Genomic DNA, 14,977 nt, shown 5'->3' with positions numbered 1-14,977 from the left:
CGTAACGTCCGTAACGTCATTGGCTAAATGGTCGTCAGGCTAGATGCCTTGTGAATAAATACTAGACGCACCACTAATACAGTAGATGCGCCACTGACGTGATAACTACCAAGCTGATAAGCGTGCGAAGGATAAAGATTAAAAATAGCTCTAATACATTTAGCTTAATATTTGATTTTAAGATTAGCGCACCTACTTCAGACATGTAGATAATCTGAGTAATTGAAGCAGCACCAACGATGAAACGTGTCATCTCACTTTCAATGCTTTTGCCGACTAGCGCTGGCAAGTACATATCCGCAAAGCCCATAATCATGGCAGGTGCAGCCTTTGCCGCCTCTGGAATCTGTAACCACTCAAGTAATGGTACAAGTGGTGTCGCAAGCCAATTAAAGACTGGCGTGTATTCTGCTAGGCCAAGACCGATGGTACCGATAGCAAAGATAACAGGAATCAGTCCAAAATAGATATCAAACAGATTGTGTACGCTGCGTTTGAACACATAACCCAAGCTCGGCATAGAGTGCGCCCGAGTGACGGCACGGTTGACTGCCCATTGGTACGTTGTGTATTCAGCAGGGATGCCTTCATCTAGCATGCTTTTGCCCGAATGATAAGTGTCAGGCTTGAGTGATAACGGCGGAATACGCGGCATAATGATCGCAGCGATGAAACCAGTTAGCGCAATGGTCAGATAAAAGAAGACGAAGTTATTGTCTACACCGATGGTCTTGGCAACCACATAGGTAAAGGCGATAGAAGTGACTGAAAATGTGGTCGCGATAATGGCGGCTTCACGCTGACTGTAGAAGCTCTTATCATACTGCTGCATAGTAACTAGCAAGCCGATAGACGCGGCACCAAACCAAGAAGACATTGCATCGACAGCAGAGCGACCAGGCAGTTTGAAAAGTTTGATAAATACTTTACTGGCTAAGGTACCCAAAAACTCCATCAAACCAAAGTCTGTCAAAAATGGCAGCGATAAAATGGCGAAGAAAAACAACGGAATCAGAATAGGAATCAAATCTTCAAAAATGACACCGCCCGTATTACGATTGATAATAAACTCAGGGCCGACTTGTAGGAAAATCATCCAAACAAACAACATACCTAAAAAACGCGTGGACAGCCAAAACCAATCAACATCAAAGAGCTTTTTTACCAGTGAATCTTCATGCAAATTGGGCTTTAATGCTTTGACTGCTAGCGCACCAAGAGCGGAGATAGTCACTATCGCCATCGCGATATAGGCCACAAATCCACCTAACACGGACTGTAGCGTATCAGTCAACACACCTAATAAAATTGTGACTTTACCATCCCACTCAAACGGTATGATAAACAGCGCGATACCCAGTGCTGAAAATAATAAAAATTTCCACATAGCTGCACGCCATTGAGCGGCTTTTGGGGTCTCTGGATCGACAGTATTGTTTCCTAAAATCGGCTGCTGCGATTTATCAATAGTATTCGTCATTTAACTTCTCCTTGATGGGCGATGATTGCCAGTTTTTCCATTTCTCTGTCTGACCAATACCTGGGTTAAGCGAATTGGTTGGATCCAGTTTTTTATAAAAATAATGTAGCTCAGCTTTAGCAGGATACACATGCCCCACATTGTGCTCAGCAGGATACTCAATATGACGCTTATCATAAAATGCCAGCAGGTCTTCCTTGAATTGCTTGGCATTGGTCTTAGGTTTTAATAAATAGTCTTGGTGCATGACATGACAGAAAAAATGTCCCAGATAAAAGGTTTTACTGACTTGTTCTTGCAAGTGTTTAGGTAGAGTCTCGTCCCAATCTACGGCATTTCTAGGTAAGGCAATATCGGTCGATAGCAGCTCGCCAAATTTATCTTGATTTAAATTATGATAACGGAACATAGCAGCGGTCGCGGCACTGCGAAATATTAATAACGATTGCGATTCAAGCTCTGTGCATACATGCAGCGTACCTTGATACTGCTGTAGATAGTTTTGCAAAAAATCCTGCGCAGCGGCGATATTTTCGCCATCAGTTTTATTAGAATCTTTATCTGAATTTTTATTAATGCCATTATCAAAGTCATTAACAAAACCATCTGCGACTTTTATAATCAAATGGTAGTTATATGAGAGTGCCTGCGTGGTCAAAGTGGCTGGTAACGACGGCGGCATAAACCTAGATGTCATCTGTAATATCCGATCTGGCAGCGTCTTTGGGAGATGCCATTTATCCAGATAGTAGCCAATCTTTGCTTGCATTCGATACAGCGACCCTATTTTGTTAGCGGTTAATAAGCGCATGCTTAAGCAAGTATCTCGGCCATAGTGCATTGTGATGTTGTTATAGTCTTTGTGCATATACTCTGCCAACACGGGCAATTTCAACTCGCTTTTTAGCCATTGTTGCCTGAGTGTGGTGAAGGTATCAGCGTCGTTGGTCGAGATATAAAACGTTTGCTCTCGCTTAGGCTTGGCAAAGGTCGCCACTCTTACCGCAAATACAATGACCTTGCCAGCTGAACCAGATGCTTCATACAGACCGTTGGGATCATTGTTAAATCTAGCAGGTGTCTCTGCCTCACAATCACGGACTTTGTGCTGATAACGGTGGTTGGTACAGGCTTTACTGTTCGTACTATTCAGATTTTCATTGAACGTGCCAGCCTGCAAATTCTCAAGTATTTCCTCTGGATGCGACCCCAAATCCAGTCCTAAGTGATTGATTAACTCAAACGCTCCTGAGGCATTGCGTCTGGCAAATAAAGCCATCTCAGTATAGGCAGGTCCACGCTGCACCAACATACCGCCTGAGCTATTGCAGATGCCGCCTATCACTGAGGCGCCAACACAACTAGAGCCTAGTACTGAATGCGGCTCACGTCCTAGTGGCGCAAGGGTAGACTCTAATTGCCGCAAAGTAGCGGCTGGCAAAGCAATCAGCTCTGCTGCATCGTTGAGTAAATGCACGCCGCCCAATAACTGCATAGAGATCACGACTAGTGGCCTGTCATAATCTCCATTCGGAGTTGAGCCACCTGTCAGACCTGTATTGGCCGCTTGAGCAATGATAATCACATCAAAAGCGGCACAGATATTAATGACGCGCCATAGTGCCACAAGAGAGTGCGGTATCACAACTGCGACGGTAGCGTCTGTGATAGCCTCAATCGCACCTTGCACATAAGACTGCTGTTGGCTAGGTTTTGTCAATACATTGGTCGTACCAACGACAATAGCAAGCGCCGTCAACAAACGCGGTATTTGCTCATGCCTACTTTCTGACATTTCTCTAGCATTGGGCGTCATGAAGGTGCTTCCTTGCGTAACCAGCGTTTGTCATTTTTTTGTCGTTTTTTAGAACTGTGACTATCGGTCTCGTGATTATCCGTAGCATTAGAGCCAGTATTACTATTAACTAAAATAAGTCACTGTCTCAGCCATTTCTTTTAGAAAGTCGTCTGCTTCATCAATCTCATAAATGATTGGTTGTTTACCCTTTATGTCTGCCTTTAATGCGTCTAGCAGTTGCTGCTTATCGGTTATTCTACGATAGCCAGCGCCAAATCCTGCTGCTAGTGGCTCAAAATTTGGCGTTTTGATATTGACACCAATCAGTGGTAAACCGCCCTCTTCCATGTAACGACGAATCTCACCGTAGCCTTGGTTGTTCCATAGTAAGACGATCAATGGTAGCTCAAGCTCGGCTGCGCAGATAAGCTCGGCAATCGTAAATTGAATACCGCCATCACCCATTAGACTGACGACAGGTAGGTTTGAGCCAACCATGGCCCCGATAGCAGCAGGCAAACCATAGCCTAACGTGCCAAAACCCGTCGATGAATTAAACCATTTACGCGTTGCCAAGGCTTCAAGACCAAGGTTGCCGCTATAGACAGGCTGCGTTGAATCACCAACGAAAATGACGTCTTCCACTTCATCTCTGATCAGTTTTAGTAATGCATTTTGACCCGCAAAGTCTGTCGTTACATCCTTCAAGATGGCTTGTTTTGCTTCATTGACACGTGACAGTGCTTGATGATCGAATGTCTGACCTTCTAAGCGACTACATAAACCACTAATCGCCATCTGCGCGTCGGACAGTACCGCGATATCTGCTCTAAATGGACGCTGCAATTGCTGGGCATCACAGTCGATACGTACCAGCGTGCCGTTGATTTTGAAACCACCATTAAAGAACACATCATAGTCAGTTTCACCAAGCTCAGTACCAATCGCTAACACCCAGTCGGCCTCGGTAATCACGGCTCGGCCTGCGTCTAATGACTGGTTGCTACCCAAACTTAATGGATGACCAGGTGGCAGCAAGCCTTTTGCATTAATCGTCAAAAACGTTGGCGCATCTATCAGCTCTACCAATCGTTGTGCATCTTGATCGACATCAACACAGCCGCCTCCATAAAGTATTACAGGGTTTTTCGCGGTTTGTAATGACTGCACGATTAGGTCTAATTGCGTAGGATTCGGCAATGGTCTTGTGACCTGTGGTAGGCTCAAATTATTTGTACTAGCTTCGCTATTTGCTACAGCATTTAACTTAGGCGGCTTAGCAACGTGGCTGGCATCAGCAGTGATGACATCGATAGGCAGCTGAATATGTACAGGGCCAGGACGTGCACCGTTAAATAAGGCAAAAGCTTCTGCGATGACTTTCGGTAGCGATTCAGGTTGCCAAATGGTCTTACTCGTCAACGCTACTTTGCTAATCATGCCTTGCTGATCATGCAACTCATGCAAATGCCCTTCGCCACTACCCGTGTCTTTGACTTTATTGACACTAGAAATCACTAGCATCGGTATCGAATCAGCCAGTGCTTGCGCCATCGCTGTCATGATATTGGTCATGCCAGGGCCAGTAATAATGAAACATACGCCAATCTTGCCAGAGGCACGATAATAGCCGTCTGCCATAAACCCAGCACCTTGTTCATGACGCGGTGTCACATGACGGATATTAGTATTGGGCAGACCGCGATACAGCTCTACCGTGTGTACACCAGGGATACCAAAAACGGTCTCTACACCATAGTACTCTAGCCACTGCACCAATAGCTCACCACAGGTCAGTGATGAAGTGTCAGACAAAGAAGAAGGCATTTGCGTCAATTGGGTCATGGATCAGTCATCCTAAAAAATATAATTAGTATTAATTTAAAATTTTTATATTGGCTAATGGTTTATTTTTAATCGTTATTAAATGCTATTCATTACAAGTCATGGTGCCGTAACCAATCATCAATCATGATGTTTAAGCGTTTACCTGAAAAGCTAGGGAAATGACCACCATGAACGACACGCACCGGCAGTGCATTTAAACGGCGCATACTCTTGGCGTAGTCAGCCATGTTGCTGTGCCACGTATCTTCAATTAATGGGCCATCATAGATAAGGTCACCAGAAATCAGTGTTTCGCTAGCAGCTTCCCACAAAGCAATACCACCTGGAGAATGACCCGGCGTATGAATCACTTCAAATTGACGATTGCCCAAATCAATCACGTCACCGTCTTCAAGCTGCATAATTTTCGCTGGTGCCGCAATTTTATAACCGCAATGGGCGTAAGGTTCAGGCGGTAGCGCGTCAAACATCTCATCGTTAACAAATATATCTGCCAAAGTACGAGCATTGTCTGGTTCAGCCAAAATGTGTGCTTCAGCAGAATGGACATGACAGCAGTCAAACTCGTTTGCTGCACCAATATGATCAAAATGGGTATGACTGGCTACACCAACGATATCGCGATCAGCGAGCAAAGCGACATGGCGGCGCAATGGTACAGCACCTAACCCAAAATCTACTAATAAATCACGTTCGCTACCCCGTACGTGCCATAAATTACAGCGAAAAAACGGCTTAATCCATGGCTCATCAATAAGTGTGATCCCGTCACTGAGCGTGGTGGTTCGATACCAGTTTTCTGGCTTGATTCGAGGTAATGACTGCTCACTCATAAGTCAGCTCCATTAACGACATGAGTATCTTTAAGAACACGCAGGTCCTTAAGATAATTTTGGTGCGTGCGACTCTCATCAATACGGGCGAGATCGATATCTACTATCATCGTGCCAGCGGTCAAACCAAGCCTGCCGATTACCTCACCATCGGGACCAGCAACGATGCTATTACCACAGTAATGAAGGGTATCTTCTATGCCTGAGCGGTTGATACAAGCAACAAAGCATTGATTGTCCATGGCACGAGCGCGGATTTGTAGCACTTGACGTTCTGCATTTGGCAACATATTTGCTGTTGGTGACAGGATGACCTCTGCCCCCGCTTGTGCCAGTTCTCTTGCTACCTCTGGGAACTCATTATCGTAGCAAATCATTAAACCTAACTTGCCGAATCGAGTGTCAACCACGCAGGACTTTTTACCTGCTGTAAAGAACTCGTTTTCACGATCCCATAAGTGACGCTTGTTATAAGTCGCAAGGTGTTGCCCATTGTCATCTAGCAGTATGGCAGAGTTGCTTAACTCATCATTAGACTGGCGCTCAGCGAGACCAAACAATAGATGCAAGTTATATTTATCAGCAAGTCTCGCTGCCTCAGTGACAATTGAACCATCGATAGTTTGCGCTAAGCGATCAAGATGCTCAAAGATGTTGTAGCCTGTGAATGCAAGCTCTGGCAACGCGATCAGATCTACTTTTGCCTCTACTGCTAGGCGACAAAGCGACTCTAAAGCTTCTAGATTGGCCGTCGTTTCAGCCAGTAAAGGGCTGGTTTGAGCAATCATCAATTTCATAATGACGGCTCCTTTTTAGCTGAAGTGACAGCGCTACTAGGACGAGTGAACAGAGTCGCACCTAACCAGTAAAGTCCACCAGTAATAATAAAGACAGGTAATGAAGCACCGAAAGATGGAGGCGCTATCAAAGTCCAGTATGCGGCGAGCGCTGCACCGATTAGATAGGCTGCGATAGCAATCTTTGCAGTAGGACGACCTAACTGTTTGGTAGAATCAAGCAGCTTTACGGTGTAGCCTTCTTGACCAACAAGGTAATAATCGACAATCATGACTGAAAATGCTGGGATAAATAGTGCACCTACGATCAATAAGAAGTTTTGGAATTGGTCTAAAATACCTGGTATCAACGCCCCAAAGATAGTGACCAAACCAATGATAAGTGCAGGTTTCCAAAAGCTCATGTTAGGAGCAACGTTCATGCAGGATAGCGTTGCGCTATAGACTGCCATTACATTGGTTGTCATAACTGAAAAGAAGATAACTAGCGCAGCTGGCAAACCAAAACCAAAGTCAGCAAGCAGACGAGTCGGATCGTAAGTCTGTTCCATACCGTTTAAGATAGAAAGTCCTGATATCGTCGCACCCAAACCCATGGCAACGATAGCCGCCATAATGTAGCCAAAGTAAGTACCCCATACGGCAATCTTTGAAGTCTTACAGTTACGGTTGTAATCGGCTGCCGAAGACATCCAAGAGAATGCAGTAGCAATAACGATATCAAACGCGATACCTAACGTAATACCATTACGTGATTCAACTGGCATCTCAAACAGGGTCGATACATCATAATGTTGGTTTAGTTGATAGAGCACGATAACGGTAAGCGCGGCCATGGCTAGTGCCGCCCAACGTTCGACCAGCTCAATACCGAGGTGACCACGTAGCACAATTAGCACCACGACTGTCTCACACAAGATCACAAATAGTGGTAGGTTGCTATAACCTGTGGTCGCCTCAATCGCGTAATTCAGACTCATGCCAGCGAGCAGCGCCTGAATACAGCTCCACGCAATGAGCACACCCATGTTTACCAATGAAATCAACTGGCTACCAAGTGGCCCATAAGCTCTACGTGTCAGAGCCATCGATGGCAAACCGGTACGTTGGCCCATCAGACCAACCAAAAGCAGTGGAATTGCACCGATTAAAGAACCAATGAGTACGGTCGTGATAGCAGTAGTAAATCGTAGATCTGGTACCAACAACATCCCAGTTAAAATGGTCGTGACTACGATATTGGCACCAAACCACAGCGCAAACGTACCAATTGAACCCAAACTGTGTCCAGCTTCATTTGGAGAGAGCGTATCTTGACCAAAAAACGAAGAAGGTTTACTCATTAGTGTCTTCCTTAACCGAGTTGTATTAATACCAGTCATTGCACTGGTGCCGATAAAGCTACTCTATGCTCCACATCTAACCAATAAGAGATTGTCAATAACCCATTCCTTTTAGGGTTATCATACGGTTATCATGTTGAGACGTAACGATTAATAAACTGCTTTAACTTTGTCGTCATAGCGTACGCCTGGCAGGATACATAGCATCTCAAACAATAAGTTCGCCGCCAATACCGAGGTATTACCAAATGGATCATACGGTGGTGATACTTCGACCAAATCCCCGCCCACCACGTCTAGACCACGCATACCGCGAATGATTTCGATGCCTTGAGTAGAAGTCAAACCACCGATTTCAGCAGTACCCGTACCTGGGGCAAATGCAGGATCAATACCGTCGATATCAAAGCTCAAATAGACAGGACCATCACCTAGCTTTTCACGTACTTCAGCCATGAGCGGTGTTAGCGACTTATACCAGCACTCCTCAGCAGGTACCACACGGAATCCTTGCTCAGTTGACCAGTCAAACTCTTCAGCGCTATAGCCTGTACCACGTAGACCAATCTGTACCACACGATTGCCATCAATTAGGTTTTCTTCGACAGCGCGGCGGAACGGCGTACCATGCGCGATTTTTTCGCCAAACATATCATCATTGATATCAGCATGAGCATCGATATGTACCATACCGACAGGGCCATGTTTTTTGGCAAGGGCACGCAGGATAGGTAACGCGATAGTATGATCGCCGCCTAGTGTTAGAGGAATCGCGCCGTGTTTGACGATTTTATCGGTATAGAATTTTTCGATGATATCAACGCTTTTTAGCAGGTTGAATGTATTGATAGGCACATCGCCGATGTCAGCGACTTGTAATGACTCAAAAGGCGCAGCACGAGTGGCCACATTGTAGGGACGAATCATTCTTGACTCATCACGAATCTGTCTAGGACCCAATCTTGCACCGCTACGGTTGGATGCACCAATATCTAAAGGTACGCCAACGAACGCCACATCTAACCCTTCAGCATCGGCTTGAGTTGGCAGACGCATCATAGAAGCGAAACCGCCAAATCTTGGCATATCATTGCCGCTTAATGGTTGATTGAATGTCATAAGTTACTTCCTTGTTCTATTTGGTTTAAGTACACAATTTGCTACATGCCATTGACAATACATAAATATAAGAGAAGGAACCATGGTAAAATTTAGAAGTAAACTTCTATTTTTTCGTAGTAAAGTGCGCTTATAGGTCACTATCAGAAGTTTATGAAAAGAAGTATCGATTAAAAGATGATATTGATTGATAAATGAGGAGCTGCTTTTGATATTGGATGAACTGATAAAGATAGACATCAAAACACTACGCAGCTTTATGGCTATCGTAGAGTGCCAAGGCGTGACGGCCGCCCAGTCGCGTTTGAATGTCACTACTTCTGTGATCAGTGGACACTTAACCCACTTAGAAGATCGCTTAGGAATGACGCTGTGTCACCGTGGTCGAGCAGGATTTAAGCTAACAGAGGACGGTGCCGCTGTTTACGAGGCATGTTTGGGCTTTACCGAATCAGTCGCCAGCTTTCAACATCAGCTGCATTATATTAAACAATTAGACTCAGTTCACGGCGGGCACATCAGGCTTTGCTTGATTGATCAAATGCCCAAGTTTTTTTATGATGCACTTAGACAACGTCTAGCCAACAGCTACCGTAATAACCCGTTAATACACTTTTCTATCGACGTACAAAGCCCTGAGAGCATGTTAGAAAAGCTCTTAAGTAATGAGAGTGACATTGGCGTGGGATACTTTGGCAGCTTTCCACCTTTACTGACCTTTAAGCCAGCATTTGTTGAAAAACAAGTGGTCTGCTGTGGACGCGAACATAGATTGTTTTACAACTCAGACGGATTAACTTTTGATGATTTAGAACAGAACTATCCGTGGATAAAAAGAGGCTATGTGGTAGAGCATCATATCAATCATATTCGCCCCAAGACATTAAGCGCGACTACTTATCATATGGAGGCGACAGCCCAGCTTATCCTTGCAGGTCACCATGTTGGCTACTTGCCGCGTGATTTAGCGAAGCGTTATGAGGGTATGGGCCTGATGAAAATACTACTGCCTGATGAGGCAAGCTATGATGTCGAGCACCATTGGGCATATCGAGAAAATCAGCCTAAACAAGCGGCTGACTTTTTGAATAAGATGATGAACTTACTATAAAGAGAATACGAATATCACTGCACTACTACAGACGGTTGTTGATGCTTGAGACCAATGCTTCTAAGCTTACCTTTTTCACCTACTTCCTTGATGACCAGTGACCACTCATCGTTCACCACAACTGTATCGCCTGAAACGGGTGCGGTACCTAAATGTGAGGTCACATACTCAGCGACTGTCTGCTCCCACATATCTTTGGTACTGTCTGCTTCGGTCGTTTTCAGCGTTTTTACCAAAGGTTTGGCGACCATGGCTTCTGAAAAAAATGGCAAATCTCCGAGTTTTACACTGGGTGATAGCAACCAATCACCATAAAAGTCATCAATAGCCTTACGATCTAACGTTGTGTCATTAAAAATCTTAGCGATTTTGCTAGCGTGATTACCTCGCATGGCGTACCAAACACTATCACCAAATTTTATTTTCGTATTTTCATCAACGACGACGATTTGTTGACCGCGCACCAACGCAAATATACTAATCTCATCAGGGCTAATGCCTTTTGAGATTCCCATAGGATGGCGGCCAATAGCAAATGCGCCTGATTGCGCCTCAAACTCATACAAAGTAATACTCGCCTTATCCGATACCCAAACCTCGTGTTCTTCTTTGGGATCTTTATTGGTTGGAATACGTACCTTAAATAAATTCGCCATAGTAGGAATGGTCGTGCCTTGCAAAATCAGTGACAGCACCACAACCCCAAAGGCAATATCAAACAGCATAAAGGCGTTATCTATCCCTGCCATGACGGGCAAAATCGCAAGGGTAATGGGCACCGCACCGCGCAGACCAACCCAAGAGATAAACCCAATCTCTCGATCTTTAAATTTAAATGGTTTCACACTAGTATAGACCGCGATAGGACGGGCAACGAAGATCATGAACGCCGCTATCGCCACCGAATAATGCCAGACATTAAGAACGTTTGATGGCGTGACCAATAGCCCCAATACCACAAACAACACCGCTTGCGACAGCCACGCAAAGCTGTCCATCACGCGCATGACATGCTCTGTCGAGCGCACCTTGTGGTTGCCGATTAGCACCCCTGTGAGATACACCGCCAAAAACCCACTACCGCCAATCAAGTTGGTCGCAGCAAATACCGCCAAGCCCGCTGAGAGTATCAAAATGGCATACATGCCCTCTGCCAGATGTATCTTGGGTAATAACCGAGAGAGCAAATAACCAAAGAGCAAGCCCATGCCCAATCCAAAGCTCAACTGTTGAAACAGTAAGACCAAAAAGCCAAATGCTGTCTGACCAGCAGGGTCGACGTTTAGAGCAATTAACCCCGTCACCAATAAAATGGCCAAGGGATCGTTGGCACCAGATTCTAACTCGAGCGTGGCTTGAACGCGGTCATTGAGCTTGACCCCGCCATTACGCAGTAGAGAGAATACAGCGGCCGCATCGGTTGAGCCCACAATCGCTGCCATCAATAGACCAAAACGCCAGTCGACATCGAGCAACCAAGTAACAAATACCCCGAGCACCAAAACCGTGACCAGCACGCCCCAAGTAGCCAAGGTAATCGCAGGTTTTAGACCCACTCGAAATGATTTAAAGGATGTACGTAAACCACCATCTAACAGGATACAAGCCAGCGCCGCTTGTCCCACAAAATTGGCCAGCCCATATTGAGAAAACTCAATACCCAAGATACCCTGCTCGCCTGCCAACATACCCACTATCAAAAACAGCAACAACAATGGTACGCCTAAGCGCGCCGATAATGTACTCGCCATGATACTGGCGAAAATTAGTACTGCGCCTACGAGATACAGGATATTTAAGGTATCCATTTTTTTTGAGCCCTATTTTTTATTATTAAGAATAGTAATTGATTACGATGGGGTTTTCGTTATCTTGCTGTTAGTAGATATTACACCAGTGAGCCTATCATAAGCGGCCGTTATTCAAAATATGAATGACAATTATTTATGATGATATTAACATCACCATCAGAACTAGCAGCCAATACTAGGGCGTGTCTTCATTTCAAAAATGGTGATAAAAATGAGATAAATTGCCGTCAAACAAGAAAAATAGCGCAGATAATATCGGGATATTAACCAGCTATTTGACGCTGTTTGGCAAGATTTAGCCATTTTTAGCCCATTTAGATGACTATCGGGTGAATTGAAGACACGCCCTAGATAAATAAAAAAGACTTCAATAAAAAAAGTTTAAATATTAAAGTTAAGCTTATAAAATATCATTGCTGTGCTAAAAAATTTTACGTCTTAATATTAATTAACCTTGAATGTATTGCCATGTCAGTACCAGAATCGCAGCCGCAACCGTCCAAGCGACCACACCTAATAGCAGTGCCTTGTATAAACTCATATAACTGATGCTAAAAAACACCACAAAGGTATAAATCAAATGCGGTATGACGCCAAGCATACTGAATATCAGCGCGACCTTTAAATCAGCGGGACTGCGCTCAGTACCAACGATAAAGTGACTGATTAACGTAAAAGTGGGAAATAGTGGCGCAAGTGCCGCCAAATAGAAAAATCGGGTTTGGGCGAACATTTGAATCGCCAGTACCATCAATGCGCCGATAAGCATTTTTAACCAAATCACGACGGGTCTGTCTCCTGTTGACTATCAAGGCTGAACGTAGCTCAATCCGCCATGATACTAAAGTCTGCAAACTGATATAAGAGCAATCGCTGATTAATTAATCCGTATGATAAAAAAATGCAAAAACCCCATCTAGCTAAGTTGCTAAATGGGGCTGTTACTTTTATTCATTAAGCTTTTACGAATGACTTAGTCCTTTTTTGGCTTTAATGCCGCGCTGATGTCTGCTAGCAATGGTGGGATATCATGCTTGTCTGCAATCACCTCAATCATTATAAGCTTATCGGTAGTAGCAGCAGCTTTGTCGAAAGCAGATTTTAGCTCGCCTGCTGTCTCTGCTTTGAGTAATACGCTATTTTCTTCTGTCGCGCCAAACGCTCGCGGCATGATTTGCCAATCGCATTTAGGAATATCATTATAGTATTGGTTTTCGCCATGAATCGCGCGCTCTACCGTATAGCCGTCATTGTTAATTAAGACGATCACAGGATTGATGCGTTCTTGAATCATGACCGCTAGCTCTTGGATCGTTAGCAATGCTGAACCATCACCAATCAATAACACACTGCGCTTATCTGGCGATGCGATTGCCGCGCCCAAGCTGGCAGGCAACGTGTAGCCAATTGAGCCCCACATCGGCTGTCCATATGACGTCACCCCTTCTGGCAGGCGCACATCACTGATACCAAAATAGGCCGTCCCTTGTTCAGAAAACACCAAGTTATTGTGATCTAAGCGGTCAGCGATAATATGCCATAAATCATCTTGGCGGATAGCCTCACTATCTTTACCTTTTTGTTCGTGCGGCTTAACTTCTTCACAGAAAGGTTTTGGCACGATGTTAATGCCAGAGGTCATCACTTCATGCAGGGCTTGCAACGCATCTTTTAGCGCAATTGGTGCAAAGTTCTTACCCCTGATAGAAGCACGCTCATAATGCAAGTCTACGACCACATCTTCATTGATATCTTGGCTAAACCCTGCGGTAGTAGTGTCAGTATATTGCACCCCTACTTTGATGAGGCATTCGCAGTTTTCTACCGCATCTTTGACAATTGGACGCGAAGCAACACCAGCATAGGTACCTGCCCAACGATCACTATTTTCATCAAGCAACGTCTTGCCCCAAGATAACGTGGTATAAGGAATATCGGTATCAGCAATTAGTGCTTTGAGCTGTGACTGTAAGCCCAAACGATGCACCATCAAATCTGCCATTAGTGTCGTGGTTTTGTTTGGTAAAAACTCGGTTAGTGCTTGCTTGAAATCTGATAATGCCGCTTGGCTAGTAATATCTTCTTGGCTATCGATCAACTTAGTCGTTGGTGGATAAATAGGCTGGCGCGCAACGTCTGGTGATAGCAATAGGTAACCTGGACGATGCTTTTTGAGAATTAAGCGAATCACTCTATCGATTTCTGAAGCAGCATTTTCAGGAGTAAGCTGCGCTCGTGCTACCGTCACAGGCTCGACCATCTTAATAAAATGATTGAATACGCCATCACCAAGCGAATGATGAATACGGCGCTTTGAGTCTTGTAGCGCTGTGCTTGGCGCACCTACGATATGCAACACTGGCGCGTACTCAGCAAAAGAACCTGCAGTTGCGTTAATCGCTGACAGCTCGCCTACGCCAAAAGTCGTCACCATGGCGGCAAACCCACGCTCGCGTGCATAGCCATCGGCAGCATAGCCAGCATTTAGCTCATTTGTGTTGCCTACCCAGCGCAGCTTGTCAGAAGCAAGTACGTTATCCAAAAAAGTTAAATTGAAATCACCAGGGACACCAAATATCTCAGATGCACCCGCTTCTGCGACACGATCAAACAAATAATCAGCGATGGTATATTGTTGACTCATTTTTTATCCTTATGACTTATCTTTGTAAGTATTGATAATTGTGAATGTGATTACGGTTAAATTATAAGGGGCTGTAGTAGATAAGGATTAAATATCACACCATTTTCTCAAGGTTTTCAGCTGATTAGATGGTGAGCCATAGTTGAATCTAAACTCGCACTCTTTTAAAAACAAATGGAAGTTCTTCTTATTA

General features: G+C 44.6%; 11 protein-coding genes and 1 pseudogene. 1 reads left to right on the top strand and 11 read right to left on the bottom strand.

The genetic code is table 11. From position 1 onward, the window contains the following. Positions 1-73 precede the first annotated feature (73 nt). From JMX63_RS09135 to speB, 7 genes are all read right to left on the bottom strand, one after another. Entirely contained in the window at positions 74-1,480 is a 1,407-nt protein-coding gene (locus JMX63_RS09135; protein WP_201572123.1) for a YjiH family protein, read from the bottom strand. Beyond that, entirely contained in the window at positions 1,464-3,296 is a 1,833-nt protein-coding gene (gene dld, locus JMX63_RS09130) for a D-lactate dehydrogenase (protein ID WP_201572122.1), read from the bottom strand. The genes JMX63_RS09135 and dld overlap by 17 nt, the downstream gene beginning before the upstream one ends. 105 nt (positions 3,297-3,401) lie before the next feature. Beyond that, the gene (locus tag JMX63_RS09125; RefSeq protein WP_201572121.1) at positions 3,402-5,123 is read right to left on the bottom strand and encodes a 5-guanidino-2-oxopentanoate decarboxylase; all 1,722 of its coding nucleotides are present in this window, start codon (positions 5,121-5,123) and stop codon (positions 3,402-3,404) included. 92 nt (positions 5,124-5,215) lie between these two features. After that, positions 5,216-5,959, bottom strand: coding sequence for an MBL fold metallo-hydrolase (locus tag JMX63_RS09120; protein ID WP_201572119.1), 744 nt, complete (start codon positions 5,957-5,959; stop codon positions 5,216-5,218). After that, positions 5,956-6,756, bottom strand: a complete 801-nt coding sequence (locus JMX63_RS09115) for a carbon-nitrogen hydrolase family protein (protein ID WP_201572117.1) — start codon at positions 6,754-6,756, stop codon at positions 5,956-5,958. The genes JMX63_RS09120 and JMX63_RS09115 overlap by 4 nt, the downstream gene beginning before the upstream one ends. Continuing rightward, entirely contained in the window at positions 6,753-8,099 is a 1,347-nt protein-coding gene (locus JMX63_RS09110) for a purine-cytosine permease family protein (protein ID WP_201572115.1), read from the bottom strand. Before JMX63_RS09110 ends, JMX63_RS09115 begins: the two co-directional genes overlap by 4 nt. Before the next feature lie 150 nt (positions 8,100-8,249). Then, complete coding sequence (gene speB, locus JMX63_RS09105) at positions 8,250-9,218, bottom strand: agmatinase (RefSeq protein ID WP_057760617.1); 969 nt, start codon at positions 9,216-9,218, stop codon at positions 8,250-8,252. Between the two features lie 208 nt (positions 9,219-9,426). On the opposite strand from speB, the gene JMX63_RS09100 reads away from it, so the two are divergent. Further along, positions 9,427-10,329: a LysR family transcriptional regulator gene (locus JMX63_RS09100; protein ID WP_227522927.1), complete on the top strand. Its 903-nt coding sequence runs from the start codon at positions 9,427-9,429 to the stop codon at positions 10,327-10,329. A 14-nt stretch (positions 10,330-10,343) separates the two neighbouring features. On the opposite strand, the gene JMX63_RS09095 is transcribed toward JMX63_RS09100, so the two are convergent. The 4 genes and pseudogenes from JMX63_RS09095 to JMX63_RS09080 form a co-directional block, all read right to left on the bottom strand. Next, complete coding sequence (locus JMX63_RS09095) at positions 10,344-12,137, bottom strand: potassium/proton antiporter (protein ID WP_102093382.1); 1,794 nt, start codon at positions 12,135-12,137, stop codon at positions 10,344-10,346. Positions 12,138-12,588: 451 nt separating this feature from the next. Next, positions 12,589-12,924 (bottom strand): GlpM family protein, encoded by a 336-nt coding sequence (locus tag JMX63_RS09090; RefSeq protein ID WP_224737711.1) that lies wholly within the window; start codon positions 12,922-12,924, stop codon positions 12,589-12,591. 189 nt (positions 12,925-13,113) lie between these two features. Then, positions 13,114-14,784, bottom strand: coding sequence for an alpha-keto acid decarboxylase family protein (locus tag JMX63_RS09085; RefSeq protein WP_201572114.1), 1,671 nt, complete (start codon positions 14,782-14,784; stop codon positions 13,114-13,116). An 87-nt stretch (positions 14,785-14,871) separates the two neighbouring features. Next, positions 14,872-14,977, bottom strand: a pseudogene (locus JMX63_RS09080) (IS1595 family transposase); the annotation flags it as partial.

This window comes from Psychrobacter nivimaris, assembly GCF_904846365.1.
In the GTDB taxonomy this organism is placed as follows: domain Bacteria; phylum Pseudomonadota; class Gammaproteobacteria; order Pseudomonadales; family Moraxellaceae; genus Psychrobacter; species Psychrobacter nivimaris_B.
The sequence above is the reverse complement of the archived record's forward strand: the minus strand, read 5'-3'. Positions and strand labels throughout refer to the sequence as shown.